The sequence below is a fragment of the Nocardia sp. NPDC057668 genome, from assembly GCF_042799795.1.
Classification (GTDB): Bacteria; Actinomycetota; Actinomycetes; order Mycobacteriales; family Mycobacteriaceae; genus Nocardia.
This window is the reverse complement of the sequence record NZ_JBHVIC010000002.1, coordinates 1,246,472-1,264,937: the sequence shown is the minus strand read 5'-3', so window position 1 is coordinate 1,264,937 and position 18,466 is coordinate 1,246,472. Positions and strand designations below refer to the sequence as shown.

Here is an 18,466-nt window from a genome sequence, read left to right as displayed (position 1 = left end):
TGGACATAGAGCCGATCGCTATCGCCCATGCTGGGCGGATGGCGATTCTGCTGTCCCTGGTGTCGATGCTCTCGACCTTCATCGGCGGGCTCGCGGCCGACCGCATCGGCGAGCGCAAACGCCTGGTCCTGGGTCTGGCAGCCGGGGTCATGCTCGGCGTCGTCGCCTTCGACCTGCTGCCCGAGGCGCTCGAACAGGACACCCGCGAGGCGCTCGGCATCCCGGTGCCGCTGCTGGCCGCGGTCGTCGGCTTCTTCACCGTGCACATCCTGGAACAGGCCGTGGCGCTGCACACCGGCCACGAGGACGAATTCGGCGCGCACCACCACGACTTCGCCTCGGTCGGGCTCGTCGCCGCCGGCGGGCTCGTGTTCCACAGCTTCCTGGACGGCTTCAGCATCGGCATCGGATTCCAGGCGGGCGCCGCGGTCGGCGCGGCCGTCGCGCTCGCGGTCATCTGCCACGACTTCGCCGACGGCTTCAACACCTTCACCCTCACCACGCTCTACGGCAACGACCGGCGGCGCGGCTTCCTCATGCTCGCCGCCGACGCGCTGGCCCCGGTACTCGGCGCGATCGTCGGGACCTTCGTGCGGGTGCCCGCCGAATTCGTGGGCATGTACCTGGGCTATTTCGCCGGCTTCCTGCTCTACCTGGCCACCGCCGACATCCTGCCCGAGGCGCACGCGGGCAAACCCTCCAAGGCGCCGCTGCTGTGCACGCTGGCCGGGGTCGGATTCATGTTCGGCGTGGCCGCGCTCGGGCACGGCTGAGCCCGGCCTCCCGTCATTGCAACGCGCTTCCCCGCCGGAACTGGTACACCAGAAGGTGCGGAAAACGCCTGCGGCCGCTGGCCGGGCGCCCACGGCAGTCGGGAGCGCGCATGTACGACGACATGTCTCGAACCGGTCCGGCGGGCCCCTATCCCGCGCGCGGACCCGGTTCCGAAGGCAACGGCGGCCGCACCCTCGCCCTGCTGCTGGTGGCGATTCTCGGCTTCACCGCGTTCCTGGGCTACAACGGCGGGCTGACGCACTGGCCGCTGCGCGCCGACTCGGTCACCGCCACCCTGCTCGGCCCGCCGCTGCCGCCGCTGGACGCCGAACACGTGTCGAACGCCGTGGAACCCGCGCTGGTGAACATCACCGCGGCCGTCCGCCCGTACGGGCTCAGCGCCGCGGGCTCGGGCATCGTGCTGACCGCGCAGGGACAGGTGCTCACCAGTCACCACGTCATCAAGGGCGCGGACAGGGTGACCGTCGCCGATGTCGGCACCGGCGCGGTCTACCCCGCCGTGGTGCTCGGCTACGACTCGGGCGCCGACATCGCGCTCATCGAATTGTCCGGGGCCGCAGGACTTCCGGTGGCCCGGCTGGGCAGTTCGAGCACCCTGCGGATCGGAGACGAACTCCTCGCGATCGGCAACGCGGGCGGCACCGGGTCACCGACCGCGGTCGGCGGGGCCGTCACCGGGCTGGACAGCGCCATCGTGGCCCGCAATTCCGCGGACCTGTCCCGGAAGTCGCTGCACGGCTTGATCGAAGTGTCCGCCGCGGTCAGCGCCGGGCAGTCCGGCGGCGCGCTGGTGGACCGGTACGGCGCGGTGGTCGGGGTCGTCACCGCGGCCTCGGGAGAAATTCAGAAGGCCCTCGGGCAGGGGCCCAACGGCTACGCGGTGCCGATCGACGCGGCCATGGCGATCGTGCGCCAAATACGTTCCGGCACACCGACGGACACCGTGCACATCGGGCCGACAGCCACCCTGGGGATCATCACCTCCGACGCGCGCCGGACACCGGGCGCGCAGATCGAGGTGGCCGTCTACGGCATGCCCGCCTACGCGGCCGGGCTCACCGAGGGGGAGGTCATCACGGCCATCGACGGGCAGCCGGTGGACACCACCGGAGCCCTCAAGGCCGCGCTCAATCTGCGCAAGCCCGAGGACACGGTGCGACTGGACATCTCCGCGCCCGGCGGCGGCACCCGGACGGTGATCGTGAAACTCGCCGTCGGGCCGCCGAATTGAGCTAACCGGAGATCACATCCCGCCAGTGGTCCTGGAACTGGATGTAGACGATCAGAATGACCACCGCGTAATAGATCGCGGCCACCGTCCAGCGCCACTCCACCACGACCTGCAACAGCCCCCGGGACCTGCCCCAGAGCTGGCCGGTCACGATGACCAGCAGCATCGGCGTCACCGCCCACACCACCATGCACCACGGGCACAGCGCGCGGATCTGGAACACCGCCGAATAGATGAGCCAGAAGATGAAACCCATCCCCGCCAGCAGCCCGGTCCACAGCCCGCCCCAGATCCAGCGCGGGAAGCCGATGCCGGCCACCGACAGCACACCCAGGGTCACCACCACCGAGAAGCCGACCACGCCGATGATCGGATTCGGGAACCCGAACGCCGCGGCCTGATCGGACTGCATGACGGCGGTGCACGCCACCACCTGATCGATATTGCAGGAGGGGACGTAGCTCGAATCGGTGAACAGCTTGAACTTCTCGACCAGCAGCGTCACCGACGCACCCCAGCCGATCAGTCCGCCCAGCAGCAGTGGCCAGGCGGACCGGGGCGGAGCCGAGATCATCACTTGGCCGCGGCCTCGATCTCCGACTTCAGCGACTGCGGATTCACCTTCTTGCCGTTCACGTACACGGTCGGGGTGGAATCCAGGCCGGTGTCGAAGACCGCCTTGGTCGCGTCCTTCACGTACGCGATGTACTTGCCGTCCCGGATGCCCTGCGCCACAGCGGGATCGGTGTAACCGGCCTCGGCCGCGATGGCGATGAGCTGATCGTCGGTCATGCCGTTCGCGCCCTCGGCGGGCTGCTTGGCGAACATGAGCTCGAGCCACTTCTGGAAGTTGGCCGTGTCCGCGGAGGCGACCACGTAGGCGGCGTTCGCCGCGCGGGTGGAGTACTGGTTGCCCTGCGAGGCGCGGTCCAGGAACGAGATGATGCTGTACTCGATCCGGGCGTCACCGCTGCTCAGCGCGTCGTCGAGCACGCTCGCGTTGGTCTGCTCGAAGCCCTTGCAGGCCGGGCACTGCAGATCGGCGACGATCTGGATCTTGGCCTTGGCGTCCGGCTTGCCGATCCGGATGGCGCCGCCCTCGGTGACATTCGGCGGCACCGCACCGGCGGCGGCGTCGTGGGTGACCACGGGATTGAAGTCCGAGCCGTCCTTGGAATCGCGCATGGCCAGGCCGATGCCGATAGCGGCGACGAGGCCGACCAGCACCGCGGCGACGCCCACCTGGATCATGATCTTGCGATTGCGCTCGGACCGCTGCGCATCGGCGAGCGGATTCTTGCGATCAGCCGGTTTCTTGCTCACCTGTGCCCTCACACGCCTTCCATAGTCACGACTCTGCGGGCCCATCTTCGCCCGCAAACCTGAGAGATTCCTGGACAAGCCGGACCGGCCCGGCGAAAGGGCCGTTCCGCGGGAGAAAAATCACTCGGGGCTCACGCCTTCGCGAGCAGCCGCTTCTGCTCCTCGATGTCGAATGTCGCGGGCGGCCACTCCAGCTTCAGGCCACCCAGCGCGTCGATGAGCAGTTCGGTGACCGCGAGCCGGGCGTACCACTTGTGATCGCAGGGCAGCACGTGCCAGGGGGCGTAATCGGTGTCGGTGCGATCCAGCATGGCCTGGTACGCCTCCTGATACGCGGGCCAGTAGCCGCGCTCGGTGACGTCGTTGACGCTGTACTTCCAGTACTTGTCCGGCCGTTCGAGCCGCTGCATGAGGCGCTTCTTCTGCTCGTCCAGCGAGACGAACATGGCGACCTTGACGATGACGGTGCCGTCGTCGACGAGCTTGCGCTCGAACTTGTTGATCTCGTCGTAGCGCTTGCCCCACACCTCCGGCGGCACCAGATCGTGCACGCGGACCACGAGCACATCCTCGTAGTGCGAACGATCGAAGACGCCGATGCGGCCACCGCGCGGCAGCTGCTTGCGGATGCGCCACAGGAAGTGGTGCTTCTTTTCCTCCGGGGTGGGCACCCCGAACGCCGCCAGCTGCACGCCTTGCGGATCGACCGAACCGATCACGTGCCGCACGATGCCGCCCTTGCCGGCGGTGTCCATGCCCTGCAGCACCAGCAGAACACTGCGCGTCTCACCGTGCCTGCCGTTGGCGTACAGCCGTTCCTGGAGATCGGACAGCACCGCGGTGCGCTCGGCGAGCAACCGCTCACCGGCCTTCTTGTCGCCCTTGAAGCCCGGGGTCGCGGCCGTCTCGATCGCACTGACCCGCACACCGGCCGCGCGCAGCGCCTTGCTGACCGGTTTAGCCCAGGATGTTTCCTTCGCCATCCGTCATGCGTAACACGCGGCGCGGGTTCGTGTCGGCAACGCGCCGAATCAAACTCGGGCCAGCCGCCCCAGCTGCTCGGCCAGTTCTTCGTCCGAGACCGGGGTCAGCGTCAGATCGGTCGCGGTGGTGAGCAGATAGCGGCCGTCACCGGAGAAGTCGAGCCAGGTGCGGTGCTTGGTGGGCGGTGAGAACGGGTTGGCCGGCTCCACCGAGACGGTGATGAACCCGCGCCCATCCACCGGTTCCCGCAGTTTGCGCCGGAAATCGTCGCCGCCCAAGCGGTCCGGGTCCGTCTCGTCCGGGCGCAGCACCGCGTTCTGCGGCTGGCTCATGGCGGCCAGGGTGCCCGCCGGCGCCGAGCCGATGATCTCCACCAATTCCGGGCCCAGCTGATCGGCCGGGCAGATCTGCACCGAGACCGCGTCGGGCAGCGCGACCAGAATGCCCGCGCGCTGCTGCGCGATCGCGGCGAAGGCGAGAATCCGGCGCGGGTCCGGGCCGCCGGTGCGCTCGCCGTAGAGGGTGACGGTGGTGTGGTCGGTGCGCGCGCAGAGCATGAGCGCCGCGGTCAGCTCCGGATCGGTGCGATGCAGGTACTGGTGCCGCAAACGCGGTGCGGCGGCGGGGTTCTCGGTGCGCGCGGGCATGGTGTCGAGGGGATAGGGGCGGCGCTCCAGATGGGTTTCGCGGGTCCAGACCAGCGCGAATTCGTCCGGGGTCAGCATCCATTTCACCGTGGCCTGCCCCCGGTGGCGGCGAGGCCGAGCGAGTCTGACCCGATGTCCTGTGCGGACATATCGGGCGTCCCCCTTTCTGCGGTCCGACCCTCCGTCCCGTTGGCGACCTTACCGGAGGGTCAGGGCGGGTGTGAGCCGTCGTGTAAGGGGGCTTACTGTGACGTACCGCACGGTAGGGCCCGGCCCCGCGGTGTGCGATCATCCGATACCGGTCGATCGATCAAATTCGCGCGAGCGCATCCGCGGGTGCGCTCGCGCCGCAGGCGCACACCCGGAGGTACGGACCGATGCTCGGAGCCAGGAACATGGCGGCGACCGCGCTCGCCTGCGGCGCGGTACTGCTCGCGCCGCTCGGCCTCCCCGGAACCGGCACGGCCGCACCGATTCCCGGCGTACCCGGCGGAGCGCCGGAATTCCTCGGCGCACCCGCGACACCGCGACCGGTCGACGGGGTGCCGGCGGTGCCGCATCATCCCGGGCTCGCGGCCAACGGCGACTCCGGCATCCACAACGACGGCTGGATGAGCGACACCTACGTCCGCTCCGGGCCGCTCGGCATCGACACCCGGGTCGACTCGCTGCTGCTGGGCAGCGAATGCGGATCACTCGCGTTCGACCGCGCCGGTCGCATCGTCGCCACCTGCCCCGGCCTGAATCCCGGTGTCTACCTGATCGATCCCGCCGGAATGCGGGTGCTGGGCCGATACCCGCTGCCCGGGCGCGAACCCGGGGCCATGCTGCGCCCGGGCGCCTTCACCAACTTCGGCGGCGGGGCCTACTTCTATCTCGACGACCGCGATCGCGCCATCGTCGGCGCGGCCACCGGGCACGTCCTGGTGCTGGCCGAGAACGCCACCGCCGACGGCTTCGTCCTCGAACGGGACTACGACCTGACCGGCGTGCTGCGGCCCGGCGAGCAACTGAACTCGGTGCTGCCCGACGCCGCGGGCAGGCTGTGGTTCGTCGCCAAGAGCAACGGCGTGGTCGGCACCATCGACCCGGAAACCGGTGCGATACAGGTGATCCGGCTCGGCGACGGGACCGAGGGGCAGATCCAGAACTCCTTCGCAGTCGGCGCGGACGGCGACGTCTACATCGCCACCAATCGCGAACTGCTGCGCCTGGACGCGGGACCCGGCGGCGGACCTGAGATCACCTGGCGCGTCACCTACGCCAACAGCGGACAGCACAAGCCCGGCCAGACCGACGACGGCACCGGCACCACACCGACGATCCTGCCCGGCGGGTACGTGGCGATCACCGACAACGCCGACCCCATGAACGTGGTCGTGTACCGCACCGCGCGCGCTGCCGCGCAGCGCGAGGTGTGCTCGGTGCCGGTGTTCGAGACCGGCGCGGGCAACACCGAGAATTCGCTTATCGGCGCGGGCAATTCGCTGATCGTGGAGAACAACTACGGCTACTCCGGCCCCGAGGCCACGCTCGGGGGCCGCACCACCGTGCCCGGATTCGCCCGCGTCGACATCAACCCCGACGGGTCGGGTTGCACCAAGGTGTGGACCAACACCACCGTCGCCGCCCCCAGCGTGGTGCCCAAGCTCTCGCTGGCCAACGGCCTGATCTACACCTACACCAAGGGCTCCGAATCCACCGACCCCTGGTACTGGACCACCCTGGACTTCCACACCGGAAACCTGGTGTGGCAGCGCCTGTCCGGCGCGGGACCGCTCTACAACAACAACTACGCCGGCCTGGCGATCGGCCCGGACGGCGCGGCCTACCTGGGCACCCTCGGCGGCCTGATCTCCCTGCGCGACGGCAACTGAGCCGACGCCGGGCGAGCCGGCGACCGCTAGCCGAAACCCGGCGGCGCGCGATAGAGGTCGTAGCCCTCGGCGGTGGCGGGAACGCCGGTATCGGGGCGCGTGCGTCCGGGGGAACCGGAGAATTGGAGGCGGCCTCATACGGAGTGCCGGGTCCGCCGCGGAATCGATCGGTGGTGCGCGGGCAGGTCCATCGATTCGGCCGGAGCGAATTCTCGCCCCGGCCGAATCGAGTTGTGTGTCAGGCGGGCTGGACGTCGATCGTGATGTCGGCCTTGCGCAGGCGGTCGGTCAGGGTGTCGCCCATGGCCGAGGCGGGGGTGAGGATGCCCGCGATCTCGGGGAGCGTGTCGAAGGCCAGCGCCAGGCCGGACTGGCCGAGCATCACGGCGGTGGCCTGGTAACCGGGATCGCCCTTGCCGGCGAAGGTGCACACGTATTTCGCGCCCGAGGTCGTGTTGGCGAAGGTGCGCATGGTGAACCAGCCGTTGCGGCGGGCCTGCTCGCTCGGGCCGGTGCCGGGCTTGGGCACCAGGCGGTCGATCACCTTGCGGCCCACCGCGACCCGGGACAGCAGCGCGCCCGCGGCCATGGTCGCCACGATTCCGCCCGCCATACCGGCCGCCACCAGCGGGGCGGTCGCGGACGAGCCCGCGCTCATGACCTCGCGGTAGCGGAAGTTCTTGCCGTACGGCCAGCCCAGCAGACCGTTGCTGCGGCGCACCACCTTGGTGTTGTGCGCGCCCATGATGAAGGTGGCGACCCAGCCGCTCAGGCTCGGATCGATATTGGCAGCCTTCTCCAGCGCCTGATCGCTCTGGCGGCCGACGTCGGGCTCCATGGCCTTGTCCGGGCTCAGCGAATAGGGGTGCGACATGATCGCGCCCTTCTTCGGATCCGCGGCGATCGCCTCCATCATCGCGCGGCCCGAATCCACGGTGCCGCCGCTCATTCCGCCCTTGAGCCAGGCCACCAGCGTGACGTCGGTGAGCTCACCGGTGGTGTCCGCGACGCTGCGCTTGTACAGCTGGTAGACGCTCAGATCCGACGGAATCGAGTCGTAGCCACAGGAATTGACGATCTTCGCGCCGGTCTCGGCGGCCCGCTCGCCGAAGCGGTCGATGCATTCGCGGATGAACAGCGGCTCACCGGTGAGATCGGCGTAGTGGGTGCCGTTCTCGGCGCACGCCTGCACCAGCGGCATGCCGTAGCGCAGGTACGGGCCGACCGTGGTCACCACGACCTTCGTCCGCGCGGCGAGGGCGTCCAGGCTGGCCTGATCGGTCGAATCCGCCTGTACCAGCGGCCAATTCGCCGCCAGCGGGCCGAGTTCGGCGCGCACCGCCTCGAGCTTGGCCGTCGAGCGCCCGGCCAGCGCGATGCGCGCACCGGCGGGCGCGGCCCCGATCAGGTACTCCGCGGTCAGCTTGCCGACGAAGCCGGTCGCGCCGAACAGGACCAGGTCGAATTCTCTGTCTGCCATGTGTCTGCCGTCCTGAAGGGTTTACGCCTTGGCGGCGCGTTTGCGGGTGGTCTTCTTCTTGGGTGCGGTGGTCGGGGCGGGCGCGGGGCGGTTCGCCAGCCACTGCCGGTGCGCCCTACCGAGTTCGGTGACCGGCTCCTCGCCGTAGATCCATTCGCAGGACACGCGATGCCAGTTGCCGGTCGCGCCCAGTTGGCCCAGCATGCCGAAGGTCAGGAAGTCCGCGCGCCGCGAGAACAGGTGCTCCGGCGGCAGATTCTGCTGCTTCATCCCGGAGAACTCGCTCGCGCGCGGATCCACCGCCAGCACGAACGCGCCCGACGCCAGCTCCGGGGTGATGGTGATGTCCTCGTCCACCAGACCCCATTCGCACGCGGCCAGCACGTACTCCAGGCACTCCTCCGCGGTGATCTCCTCCGGAGAGTCGATCACCCCGCGCTGAATCATCAACTCGCGCAGGTCTTCCGCGCGATCCTCGGCCGCGGCCCGAATGCAGGTGGCCTCGAACTCCACGTGCTCGGGGTCCATCCGGTTGTAGAGCCCGAAATCCAGGAACGCCACCTTGCCGTCCGCGCCCAGCAGCAGGTTGCCCGGGTGCGGATCGCCGCAGAACTCGTTGAAGGTGAACAGCGAGCCCACGTAGAAGCGGTAGATGATCTCACCGATCCGGTCGCGCTCGGCGTCGGGCAGCGCCCGGATCTCCTCGAAGCCGCGGCCCGGGAAGTACTCGCTCACCAGCACCCGCTGCGTGGACAGCTCGGGCATGGTGTCCGGCACCACGATGAACGGATGCCCGGCGTACAGCGCGGCGATCTGCTGCTGCGTGTTCGCCTCGGCCACGTAGTCGAGTTCGCTCTCCAGATTCAGGCGCAGCTCGTCCAGCACGGCCGGGGTCACCCACGGCATCGCCGACTGCAGGATGCGCCGGAACATGGCCAGGTTCTTCAGATCCGCGCGCACCGCGGCGTCGATGCCGGGGTACTGCACCTTCACCGCGACCGTGCGGCCGTCGTGCAACTTCGCGCGGTACACCTGACCGATCGAGGCGGCCGCGATGGGCTCGGGCTCGAACTCGGCGAACACCTCTTCCAGGGTCCGGCCGAAATCCTCCTCGATGACCGCGCGCATCACCTCGAACGACACCGAGGGCGCGCTGTCGCGCAGCACCGCGAGCCTGCGCTGGAAACGTTCGCGATGCTCCGGCGGCACCAGATCCAGATCGAGCACGGACAGCATCTGACCGAGCTTCATGGCCACGCCCTTCATGGTGCCCAGCACCATGACCATCTGCTCGGTGGCCCGGATCATGGACTCCTCGGCCATCCGCTCGCGCACGGCCTCCGAGCGCCCGCGCATCGACCTGCGGGTCCGCTGGTTGCGTATGGCATTACCGGCGACGGCCATACCCAGCTTCGTTCCCCGCGCGAGCCTGGATGTGGGCAGCTCTTTCGCCATCAGTGACCCTCCATTGGACCCCGGCGCCCCCATTGGTGCCATCGCTCAGCCTACTGTTGCGCCGCACCGTCGCGCCCGGTGTGAAAATCCGGCCCACAGCTCCCGGCCGTGACCGGGCGCGCGCGTGCCGGCGGTTCGGTGCCGAACCGTAGCGTGCGTAACCGGAGTCATCCGGCCCGCATGCCCTCAGTTCTCGGCGACCTCGATCTCACTCTTGTTCTCCGGATCTGGCAAGACGTGCTTGCGGGAGTTGAACCACTCGCGATCGCCGCCCGAGCGGACCATGCCCTCGACGGCGCTCCACGCCATCATGGTCAGGTAGTCCAGCATCTCCTCGCTCGACATGGTGCGATTGGTGATCCACCAGTCGGTGGCCAGCTGCACGCCGCCGACCAGGACGTAGGCCCACAGCATCGCGCCTTCGGTCTGCACGCCGCGGTCGAAGGCCTTGTCGATGATCACCGCGGAGACGACCTGCGCGAACAGCTTCTCGAAGTCTGCCAGGGTCGAGGTGTCGGTGGAGGACCCGTTGCCCATGATGAAGCGGTAGACGTCGGTGTCCTCGTCGACCGTGTGCACGTAGGCGGCCAGGGTGTTGCGCACGAGCTGGTACTCGTCGAGATCGTCGCTGATCGCGCCGTAGATGCGCGGCATGAGCGTGGTCTCGATGAACCGTTCCATGGTCGCGCGGGTCAGGTCCTGCTTGTCGGAGAAGTACCGGTACAGGACGGTCTTGGAGACGCCGATCTCCGCCGCGATCTCGTCCATGCCCGCGTCGCCGCCGCGTTTGCGGATGGCCGCGAGGGTGCCGTCGACGAGTTCTTCCCGGCGGTCGATCTTGTGTTGCTGCCAGCGCTTCTTCCGGCCGTCCTCGCGCCCCGGCCGAGGTGAGGCGGCGTCGGCTCGGGTACCGGCGTCGACTGCTCTTTGGGTGGACAGCGTGACTCCCTGGTTCGCGGTTTTGTGCTGGATCTACTCAGCTTAAGCCTCCCATGCGGCAGATCGCCGACGTTCGGGACCGGCCCGGTGGCCCGGCCGCACTTCCGGCAAGCAGCAGAATGGACTCATGGAGCAACCTGCCGGCAGCACCGGGGTACTCGAATCGAGCAGCCGCGCGAGCAAGACCGCCCCGCCGGGCGGCGCTTTCGCCGACCTCTTGGACGAGGAGGGCAAGCAGAAGGAACTGTGGCGGATGAAGGCCATCGCCACCGGATTCCTCGGGGCCGCGACCCTCGTCTTCATCCTCTGCGCCTGGTTCCAGTCCCGCGGTCAGGGCGGCGAGTGGATCGGCTACGTGAAGGCCGCGTCCGAGGCGGGCATGGTCGGTGCGCTCGCGGACTGGTTCGCGGTGACCGCGCTGTTCCGTCATCCGCTGGGCCTGCCGATTCCGCACACGGCCATCATTCGCAAGAAGAAAGACCAATTGGGCGCGGGGCTCGGCGATTTCGTGCGCACCAACTTCCTGTCGCCGGACGTGGTCGCCGCGAAGGTGAACTCGGCGCAGGTCTCCTTCCGGCTGGGCCGCTGGATGGCCGATCCCGAGCACGCGGCCCGGGTGGCAGAGGAGAGCGCCACCATTCTGCGCGCGGTCGTCGGCGTACTGCGCGACGAGGACGTCGAGCAGATCATCGATCAGACCATCGTCAAGCGCATCGCCGAACCGCAGTGGGGTCCGCCCATCGGCAAGGTGCTCAACGAGCTCATCGCCGACAATCGCCAGGGCCCGCTGCTGGACCTGCTGGCCGAGCGCGCACACCAGTGGGCGCTGGACTCCCAGGACACCATCGACAAGATCATCAACCGGGACGCGCCCGGCTGGGCGCCCAAGTTCGTCAATTCCATGCTCGCCGAGAAGATCTATCGCGAGCTGGTGGAGTTCACCTGGAAGGTGCGGACGCAGCCCGATCACGAGGTGCGCCTGGCGGCCAACCGCTTCCTGGAGGAATTCGCGCACGATCTGCAATTCGACGACGCCATGATCGCCAAGGCGGAGAAGATCAAGACCGAGCTCATGGGCCGGCAGGAGATCACCGGTATGGCGCACGCCACGTGGCGCGCCGCCAAGCGGATGATTCTGGAGTCCGTGGACGATCCGAACTCGACCCTGCGGCGCAAGGTCTCGGAGAACGTGCAGCAGCTCGGCGAGCGGCTCTCGGCCGATCCGGAGATGCGCGCCAAGGTCGACAACTGGCTCGAACGCGGTGTGCGCTATCTCATTTCCAACTATGGCGACGAGGTTGCCACGCTGGTGAGCGACACCGTGGCACGCTGGGACGCGGAGGAGGCCAGCCGCAAGATCGAATTGGCGGCGGGCAAGGATCTGCAATTCATCCGCATCAACGGCACGGTCGTCGGCTCGCTCGCCGGACTCGTAATCTATTCCGTTTCACAGTTGCTGTTCAATGGCTGACCGGCTTCGCGCCGCTCGTTTGCCGAGACACTGCTAGCAGAGCGCTTGCAAGAGCTAGCACCTGGTTTTAGAATTGGCCGTACAACCACCAGAAGGTGCGTGATGACGAACGATCCCGAGGTTTCCGAACCGATCGAGGGCGACAAGGCGGAGACGTCCGCCGCCGACGATCGGACGGGTCGCGTAGCCAACGCGGCTCACGACATCGGGGGCTTCATCCGAGCACAGCGTGAGGCCGCTCAGGTCTCGCTGCGTCAGCTCGCACTGCTGGCGGGGGTGAGCAACCCGTATCTCAGCCAGATCGAGCGCGGACTGCGCAACCCGTCCGCCGAGGTGCTCGCGCAGATCGCGAAGGGTCTGCGGGTGTCCTCGGAGGTCTTGTACATGCGGGCCGGGTACCTCGAGCAGAGGCCGCACGGTCCCGTCCGCGACGCCCTGCTCGCCGACACGGAAATCTCCGAACGGCAGAAGCAGGTGCTGTTGGACATCTACGAATCGTTCCGCCGGGAAAACGCGGCGAGCGAGGACAGAGGGGACGCGACGAACCAATTGGGGGGCGCTCCCGGGGGAAACGAGGGCCGAAACGCCCTCAGGGACAACGAGGTTCCGAACCGCACAACCGAAGTTCCGTCACGCCAGGAGAACGAGACACATGACTGAGACCAGCACGCGCACCGCGACCGTGACCAAGCCCATCTACGCCACCGTCGGCGCCGGCGACGCGATCTACGCGTCCGTGCTCGACACCATCGAGAAGCTGCGCGGCAAGGCCGCGGCCACCGACGTGTCCGGCCGGGTGGAGGAGGCGCGCGAGCGCTTCGCCAACCTGCCCGCCGACGCCAAGGGCCAGGTCGAGGTGCTGCGCCAGCGCATCACCGCGCTCCCGTCCGAGCTGCCCGAGGATCTGGCCGAGCTGCGCGAGAAGGCCACCGCCGAGGAGCTGCGCAAGCTCGTCGACCAGTACTACCACCAGCTGCTGGACCTCTACGCCGACTTCGCCGCCCGCGGCGAGGAGACCGTCGAGAAGCTGCGCACCAACCCGTCCTTCGAAGAGCGCTTCGCGCAGGTCGAGACCCTCTACAGCGACCTGGTCTCGCAGGCGCAGGGCGTGGTCGGCAAGGTGTCCGACCAGGTCTCGCCGCTGCTGGGCGCCAAGGCCGCGCCGGTGGTCGAGGAGGCCGTCGATGCCGAGGTCGTGCAGGTCGAGACCGTGACCGAGCCCGCCCCGGTCGTCGAGACCCCGGCTCCGGTCGCCAAGAAGGCTCCCGCGAAGAAGGCGCCGGCCAAGAAGGCCGCGCCCGCCGCCAAGAAGTAAGCGCCCTTCGCGCTCGATCGAGCTGTGGCCCTCGCACATTCACTGTGCGGGGGTCGCAGTCGTTTCCGGGGGCGGTCGCCCGCTCCGGTTTCGTCCGGTGACCTGCGCGGGGGCCGCCCGGGTGAGTGTCGGCGGCGAGAACGGGTGGCCGGTGATGTCGCACTCGTATGATGGGCGGGGTGATGGGCAATATTCCCGGGTTGATTCTGCAGGTCCTGTGGTTCCTCGCGTTCGGCATGACGGTGTTCGCGCTGGTGCATGCGATTCGCCAGCGCCCGGACGCTTTCACCGCGGTGGACAAACTGACGAAACCGGTCTGGCTCGCGATTCTGGCGGCCTCGCTGGGCGGGCTGCTGCTCGGCGGGACCGTGGTCGGTCTGCTGGGCATCGCGGCGATCGTGGCCACCGGCGTGTATCTGGCCGACGTGCGGCCCAAGGTCGACGAGATCCAGCGGGGTCCGCGCTGGTGATCCGCGGGTCGCGGCCGTGTTCGGCGTCGGCGGAGGGCTGAGTCCCAGGTAGTCGGCCGATCGCGAAGTTTTTGGGTGCTTGCACTAGCTAGCACGCTCCGGCGGAGTTACTGTAATTAGCAGTAACACAAAGGAGTGTCCTATGCGGGCAATGCTGCCCTCCCGGGCTGACCTGGGCGCAAGAATCAGCGAGCTGCTGCGTAAGCACCGCGCCGACCTGCGCACTCGCACCTACGGCAACGCGGATCTGAATCCGCCCGCCGGACCCTACGAAGTTGTACCGGTGACCACGACCGACGGCGCGCACCTGCGGGTGCACGCGTACGGACCGGCCGACGCCGAGACCATCGTGCTGGTGCACGGCTGGACCTGCGCGCTGGAGTACTGGAATCCGCAGATCAACGCCTTCGCGGGCGACTACCGCGTCATCGCCTACGACGTGCGCGGGCACGGTGAGAGCGACGAGGGCACCGCCCCGCTCACCACCGATCAGCTGGCCGACGACCTGGACGCGGTGCTGGAGGCCACCCTGCGGCCGGGCCGGCGCGCGGTGCTGGTGGGACACAGCCTGGGCGGCATGACGATTCAGGGCTGGGCCGGGCGGTACCCCGAGCGCGTGCAGCAGCGGGCCGTCGCGGTGCTGCTGAGCAACACCGCCGCGAGCGATCTCATCAACCACACCACGGTGGTCCCGTTCTGCAATCGCGGCGGGCTGCTGAAGCTGCCGTTCGCCGTCGGCCTGCTCGGACTCAGCCTGCCGGTGCTCTTCCCGCCGATCGCGCCGGTGAGCTGGCTGTTCCGCCGGCAGATCATGAGCCTGGACTCGGTGGGCGACATCGCGGAGTTCGGGCAGAACATCGTGCGGTCCTGCCCGGCGAAGGTGCGCGGCCGGTTCGGCGAGCTGCTCTCGCACCTGGACGTGGGTCGCGGCGCGGTGAATCTCACCGTGCCGACCAGCATCATCGCCGGCTCCGACGACGACATGACCCCGGTCGTGCACGCGGATCTCATCGCCGAGATGCTCACCGAGGCGGGCACTCTCGACGGCTACCGCATTCTGCCCACCGGGCATCTGGGGAACCTGGAGGCGTACCGCGAGTTCAACGGCGAACTCGCGCGGGTTGCCAAGTCCGCGTTCGGGATTCCGGCCCAGGTGGTCGGAGCCTGAGTGCGGCCGGGGTTTTCGGGGGTGGGGATATCCACCCCTGGGGACTCTTACCGGCGGCATGAAACCGACCGAGGATGTGTTGTAGATAACAGGCCCGCTTCGCGATCGTCGCTGCCGAGGTGAATGGCATTGCGGCGGAACGGGTATTCGGCAAACACGGGTCGCGAAGGGCGAATTCGAAAAAATTCGCCGCTTGCTCTAGCAAGCACCGGAGCTAGCGCGGTACTGTGGCCGGGAACACAAAGGAGTGCTCATGCTGGTGAAACTGCCTGAGACGGGCGCGGATTTCCTGACCGCCCCCTTCCGGACCGCCCTGCGGAACCGGACCTATGCGACCGAGTCCTTCAATACGCCGCGACCCGCCGAAGTCATTCCGGTAACCACCCGGGACGGTGCGAATCTGCGCGTACACGCCTACGGACCCGCCGACGGCGAGACCATCGTGCTGGCGCACGGCTGGTCCTGCGCCCTCGAATACTGGAACCCGCAGATCAACGCGTTCGCCGGGGAATACCGCGTGATCGCCTTCGATCAGCGCGGCCACGGGGAAAGCGAGAGCGGCAGTGTCGCTTTCGGCCCCGATCAGCTCGCCGACGACTTCTCCGAGATCCTCGAGGCCGTGCTGCGGCCCGGGCAGCGCGCGACCCTGGTCGGGCACAGCATGGGCGGCATGACCATTCAGGCCTGGGCCCAGCGCTATCCCGAGCAGGTCGCCCAGCGCGCCTCCGCCGTGCTGCTGGCCACCACCGCCGCGCGGCAGATCCGCACCCGCGCCACCGTGCTCCCGGTCTTCAACACCCTTGTCCCCGCGCCGGACTGGCTGACGCTGGTGCTCTTCGGCACGCCGCTGCCGCTGCCGGGCGGGCGGGCCATGAACGTGGTCGCCAAGAGCAGGCTGCTGACCGCCGCCGCCACCGACGACGAGGCGAGTTTCGGTCTGTCCGTGGTGCGTTCGTGCCGGCCGTCGGTGCGCGCCGCGGTCGCGCGCGGCCTGCTCAACCTCGATCTGCACGGCGCGGCCGCGAATCTGACGGTGCCGACCACGGTCATCGCCGGTTCGCACGACCGCCTGCTGCCCGAGGTGCACTCGCGCGAGATCGCCGACACCCTGGCCGACGCGGGCTATCTCGACCGCTACGTCATCCTGCCCACCGGGCACCTGGTGAACATCGAGGCCGAGACGGCGTTCAACAACGAACTCCACCGCCTGATCCGGATGGGACGCCGGGGAATGAGCGCGACCGTGGGCCAGGCAGGCTGATCGACCGCCTCCCCGCGAATTTTCGCCTGACTCAGGCGGTTTGCCGGTTGCGTCGGCCGCCTGCGGGATCGTGGGGGCGAGTTGGCCCGTACCCGGTGAGTTACCCCGATCGGTGCGAGATCAGTTGTCGCCTCGGGCGACGAGAATGCCCCTGTCACACAATGGCGTGTGGCAGGGGCGCTTTCGGTTCCGCCTCTCCGCGAATTTTTGCCTGGCTCAGGCGGTTTGCCGGTTGCGTCGGCCGCCGGCGGGATCGTGCGGGGAGAGTTCGCCCGTACCCGAGGAGTTACCCCGGCCGGAACGAGATCAGGTGCCGACCCGGGTTACGAGATGCCTCGGCCGAGAGTGAGCATCGGCTGGGGGATCCGGTTCGGGATCGACTGTCGGCTGGGGACCGAGTGCTCCCGTCGGGATCGACTGTCGGCCGGGGTCCGGTGCCCCGGCCGTGATCATTTGTCGCCCTGGGCGACGTGGGCCCCGCCGCACCATGGCTCGAACAGCGGGGCGACCCGTGCTAGTTGAAGACGACCGTGCGGCGGCCGTGGACCAGGACCCGGCCCTCGAGGTGCCAGCGGAGGCCGCGGGCCAGGACCACGCGTTCTATGTCGCGGCCCTGGCGGACCATGTCGTGGACCGTGTCGGCGTGGTCGATGCGGCTCACGTCCTGTTCCAGGATCGGGCCTGCGTCCAGTTCGGCGGTCACGTAGTGGCAGGTCGCGCCGATCAGCTTCACGCCGCGGGCGAACGCCTGGTGGTAGGGGCGAGCGCCGACGAAGGACGGCAGGAAGCTGTGGTGGATGTTCAGGGCCCTGCCCGCCCAGTGGGCGCACAGTTCCGGCGGCAGCACCTGCATGAAGCGGGCCAGGACCACGGCGTGCGGGTCGTGCGCGTCGACCAGGTCCCGGACCTGTTCGAAGGCGGGGCCGCGCTCGGCCGGGTCCTTGGGGAACGGCACGTAGTGGAATTTCACGCCGTGCGCCTCGGTCATGCCCGCGAGGTCGGGATGGTTGCCGATCACGGCCTCGATGGTGGCGGGCAGCTCACCGGAGCCCGCGCGGCCGAGCAGATCGTGCAGGCAGTGCCCGTCCTTGCTGACCAGCAGTACCGCGCGGCGGCGCTCACCGGTGTCGTGCATCTGCCATTCGGTCTCGGGGCCCAGCTCGGCGGCGATGGCGGAGAACCGGTCGCGCAGCTCGTCCAGTCCGAACGGAACGGTCGCCGCCTTGATCGCCTGGCGCGTGAAGAACCAGCCGGTCTCGAGGTCGGAGTGGTATCCGGCCTCGACGATCGACCCGCCGAAGTCGGCGATGAACGAGGTGATGCGGGCGATGATGCCGGGACGGTCGGGGCAGCCCAGGGTCAGCACGAAGCGACGGTCGTCCGGATTGCCAGGGGTGGAACTCATGCTGGTCACCCTATGCGGCCGTGGTGGGCGGGCGGCGTCCGGCCGGGGCGGCGGGTGTCGCCGGGGAGCCGGGCGCGCCGGGGTTCAGAGCTCGTAGAAGGGGTCCGGGTAGCGGAAGTCGCCGATGATCTCGGTGTCGTAGGCGGCGAGCGGGCGGACCTGGAAGTGCGTGGCCCAGTCGGGTTGATCGGGGGCGATGCCGAGCCGGGCGCCGGGGACGAAGCCGAACCTCGGGTACCAGTCCAGGCTGCCGAGCAGGCCCACCAGCGTCTCGTCCAGGGCTTCGGCGGCCCCCAGGGCGGCGTGCATGAGGGCCGAGCCGGCCCCGTGCGCCTGCGCCTCGGCCAGGACGCCGATCGGGCCCAGAGCCAGCACGGGGAACGGGCCGATGCCGGCCCGGGTGAGGCAGATGTGCCCCACGACGCCCTGGTGGATCTCGGCGACCATGGACAGGGTCGGAATCCAGGCCGAATGGTCGCGCAGGTGGCGCACCAGCCCCACTTCGGGTGGGTCGGTGCGGGTGGTGGCGAGGCCGCTGCCGGGGGCGTTCGCGTACTGACTTGCGAAGGCGCTGCGGTGTACCGCGTCGATCGCGGCGGCGTCGCCGGGACGTTCACGACGAATCAGCACCTTACGAGTGTGCGT

Annotated in this window: 18 protein-coding genes; 9 read left to right on the top strand and 9 right to left on the bottom strand. The window is 68.8% G+C overall.

Translation table 11 applies throughout. From position 1 onward, the window contains the following. Positions 1-38 precede the first annotated feature (38 nt). Together ACFVBH_RS18320 and ACFVBH_RS18315 are read left to right on the top strand one after the other, a co-directional pair. Positions 39-773: a ZIP family metal transporter gene (locus tag ACFVBH_RS18320; RefSeq protein ID WP_354990039.1), complete on the top strand. Its 735-nt coding sequence runs from the start codon at positions 39-41 to the stop codon at positions 771-773. 110 nt (positions 774-883) lie between these two features. Continuing rightward, complete coding sequence (locus ACFVBH_RS18315; protein WP_379002656.1) at positions 884-2,026, top strand: S1C family serine protease; 1,143 nt, start codon at positions 884-886, stop codon at positions 2,024-2,026. 1 nt (position 2,027) lies between these two features. Here the strand turns inward: ACFVBH_RS18315 and ACFVBH_RS18310 are convergent, their stop codons facing one another. From ACFVBH_RS18310 to ACFVBH_RS18295, 4 genes are all read right to left on the bottom strand, one after another. Then, entirely contained in the window at positions 2,028-2,600 is a 573-nt protein-coding gene (locus tag ACFVBH_RS18310; protein ID WP_379002840.1) for a vitamin K epoxide reductase family protein, read from the bottom strand. Beyond that, the gene (locus ACFVBH_RS18305; protein ID WP_379002653.1) at positions 2,600-3,349 is read right to left on the bottom strand and encodes a DsbA family protein; all 750 of its coding nucleotides are present in this window, start codon (positions 3,347-3,349) and stop codon (positions 2,600-2,602) included. Before ACFVBH_RS18305 ends, ACFVBH_RS18310 begins: the two co-directional genes overlap by 1 nt. 131 nt (positions 3,350-3,480) lie before the next feature. Beyond that, positions 3,481-4,332 (bottom strand): polyphosphate kinase 2 family protein, encoded by an 852-nt coding sequence (locus ACFVBH_RS18300; RefSeq protein WP_379002651.1) that lies wholly within the window; start codon positions 4,330-4,332, stop codon positions 3,481-3,483. A gap of 48 nt (positions 4,333-4,380) precedes the next feature. Then, positions 4,381-5,058 (bottom strand): ESX secretion-associated protein EspG, encoded by a 678-nt coding sequence (locus tag ACFVBH_RS18295; protein ID WP_354990035.1) that lies wholly within the window; start codon positions 5,056-5,058, stop codon positions 4,381-4,383. A 299-nt stretch (positions 5,059-5,357) separates the two neighbouring features. On the opposite strand from ACFVBH_RS18295, the gene ACFVBH_RS18290 reads away from it, so the two are divergent. Next, complete coding sequence (locus ACFVBH_RS18290; protein WP_379002649.1) at positions 5,358-6,857, top strand: hypothetical protein; 1,500 nt, start codon at positions 5,358-5,360, stop codon at positions 6,855-6,857. Between the two features lie 238 nt (positions 6,858-7,095). Here the strand turns inward: ACFVBH_RS18290 and ACFVBH_RS18285 are convergent, their stop codons facing one another. From ACFVBH_RS18285 to ACFVBH_RS18275, 3 genes are all read right to left on the bottom strand, one after another. Next, positions 7,096-8,337 carry a saccharopine dehydrogenase family protein gene (locus tag ACFVBH_RS18285; protein ID WP_379002646.1) on the bottom strand — a complete coding sequence of 414 codons (1,242 nt, stop codon included), beginning with the start codon at positions 8,335-8,337 and terminating at the stop codon, positions 7,096-7,098. Between the two features lie 21 nt (positions 8,338-8,358). Beyond that, the gene (locus tag ACFVBH_RS18280; RefSeq protein WP_354990032.1) at positions 8,359-9,792 is read right to left on the bottom strand and encodes an AarF/ABC1/UbiB kinase family protein; all 1,434 of its coding nucleotides are present in this window, start codon (positions 9,790-9,792) and stop codon (positions 8,359-8,361) included. A 186-nt stretch (positions 9,793-9,978) separates the two neighbouring features. Continuing rightward, a complete protein-coding gene (locus ACFVBH_RS18275; protein ID WP_379002838.1) occupies positions 9,979-10,731 on the bottom strand; it encodes a TetR/AcrR family transcriptional regulator in 753 nt (250 codons plus the stop codon). Between the two features lie 127 nt (positions 10,732-10,858). Between ACFVBH_RS18275 and ACFVBH_RS18270 the strand changes: the two genes are divergently transcribed. The 6 genes from ACFVBH_RS18270 to ACFVBH_RS18245 all read left to right on the top strand — a co-directional run bounded on the left by ACFVBH_RS18270 (position 10,859) and on the right by ACFVBH_RS18245 (position 16,416). Continuing rightward, a complete protein-coding gene (locus ACFVBH_RS18270) occupies positions 10,859-12,202 on the top strand; it encodes a DUF445 domain-containing protein (protein WP_379002644.1) in 1,344 nt (447 codons plus the stop codon). A 102-nt stretch (positions 12,203-12,304) separates the two neighbouring features. After that, the gene (locus ACFVBH_RS18265) at positions 12,305-12,862 is read left to right on the top strand and encodes a helix-turn-helix transcriptional regulator (RefSeq protein WP_354990031.1); all 558 of its coding nucleotides are present in this window, start codon (positions 12,305-12,307) and stop codon (positions 12,860-12,862) included. Beyond that, on the top strand, positions 12,855-13,517 hold the full coding sequence (locus ACFVBH_RS18260) for a heparin-binding hemagglutinin (protein WP_379002641.1): 663 nt from the start codon (positions 12,855-12,857) through the stop codon (positions 13,515-13,517). Before ACFVBH_RS18265 ends, ACFVBH_RS18260 begins: the two co-directional genes overlap by 8 nt. A 182-nt stretch (positions 13,518-13,699) precedes the next feature. Further along, positions 13,700-13,987, top strand: a complete 288-nt coding sequence (locus ACFVBH_RS18255) for a DUF2516 family protein (RefSeq protein WP_379002836.1) — start codon at positions 13,700-13,702, stop codon at positions 13,985-13,987. Between the two features lie 142 nt (positions 13,988-14,129). Then, positions 14,130-15,155, top strand: coding sequence for an alpha/beta fold hydrolase (locus tag ACFVBH_RS18250; RefSeq protein ID WP_379002639.1), 1,026 nt, complete (start codon positions 14,130-14,132; stop codon positions 15,153-15,155). Between the two features lie 253 nt (positions 15,156-15,408). Beyond that, positions 15,409-16,416 carry an alpha/beta fold hydrolase gene (locus ACFVBH_RS18245; protein ID WP_379002637.1) on the top strand — a complete coding sequence of 336 codons (1,008 nt, stop codon included), beginning with the start codon at positions 15,409-15,411 and terminating at the stop codon, positions 16,414-16,416. A 514-nt stretch (positions 16,417-16,930) separates the two neighbouring features. Here the strand turns inward: ACFVBH_RS18245 and purU are convergent. Further along, the gene (gene purU / locus ACFVBH_RS18240) at positions 16,931-17,821 is read right to left on the bottom strand and encodes a formyltetrahydrofolate deformylase (RefSeq protein WP_379002635.1); all 891 of its coding nucleotides are present in this window, start codon (positions 17,819-17,821) and stop codon (positions 16,931-16,933) included. Between the two features lie 84 nt (positions 17,822-17,905). Then, on the bottom strand, positions 17,906-18,451 hold the full coding sequence (locus ACFVBH_RS18235) for an N-acetyltransferase (protein ID WP_354990025.1): 546 nt from the start codon (positions 18,449-18,451) through the stop codon (positions 17,906-17,908). Positions 18,452-18,466: the final 15 nt, after the last annotated feature.

Bases quoted from the DNA above. Each gene is read 5' to 3' on its own strand.
- ACFVBH_RS18320 (WP_354990039.1), top strand. From the start codon at position 39: ATGGCGATTCTGCTGTCCCTGGTGTCGATGCTCTCGACCTTCATCGGC.
- ACFVBH_RS18315 (WP_379002656.1), top strand. From the start codon at position 884: ATGTACGACGACATGTCTCGAACCGGTCCGGCGGGCCCCTATCCCGCG.
- ACFVBH_RS18310 (WP_379002840.1), bottom strand. From the start codon at position 2,600: ATGATCTCGGCTCCGCCCCGGTCCGCCTGGCCACTGCTGCTGGGCGGA.
- ACFVBH_RS18300 (WP_379002651.1), bottom strand. From the start codon at position 4,332: ATGGCGAAGGAAACATCCTGGGCTAAACCGGTCAGCAAGGCGCTGCGC.
- ACFVBH_RS18295 (WP_354990035.1), bottom strand. From the start codon at position 5,058: ATGCTGACCCCGGACGAATTCGCGCTGGTCTGGACCCGCGAAACCCAT.
- ACFVBH_RS18290 (WP_379002649.1), top strand. From the start codon at position 5,358: ATGCTCGGAGCCAGGAACATGGCGGCGACCGCGCTCGCCTGCGGCGCG.
- ACFVBH_RS18285 (WP_379002646.1), bottom strand. From the start codon at position 8,337: ATGGCAGACAGAGAATTCGACCTGGTCCTGTTCGGCGCGACCGGCTTC.
- ACFVBH_RS18280 (WP_354990032.1), bottom strand. From the start codon at position 9,792: ATGGCGAAAGAGCTGCCCACATCCAGGCTCGCGCGGGGAACGAAGCTG.
- ACFVBH_RS18270 (WP_379002644.1), top strand. From the start codon at position 10,859: ATGGAGCAACCTGCCGGCAGCACCGGGGTACTCGAATCGAGCAGCCGC.
- ACFVBH_RS18265 (WP_354990031.1), top strand. From the start codon at position 12,305: ATGACGAACGATCCCGAGGTTTCCGAACCGATCGAGGGCGACAAGGCG.
- ACFVBH_RS18260 (WP_379002641.1), top strand. From the start codon at position 12,855: ATGACTGAGACCAGCACGCGCACCGCGACCGTGACCAAGCCCATCTAC.
- ACFVBH_RS18255 (WP_379002836.1), top strand. From the start codon at position 13,700: ATGGGCAATATTCCCGGGTTGATTCTGCAGGTCCTGTGGTTCCTCGCG.
- ACFVBH_RS18250 (WP_379002639.1), top strand. From the start codon at position 14,130: ATGCGGGCAATGCTGCCCTCCCGGGCTGACCTGGGCGCAAGAATCAGC.
- ACFVBH_RS18245 (WP_379002637.1), top strand. From the start codon at position 15,409: ATGCTGGTGAAACTGCCTGAGACGGGCGCGGATTTCCTGACCGCCCCC.
- purU (WP_379002635.1), bottom strand. From the start codon at position 17,821: ATGAGTTCCACCCCTGGCAATCCGGACGACCGTCGCTTCGTGCTGACC.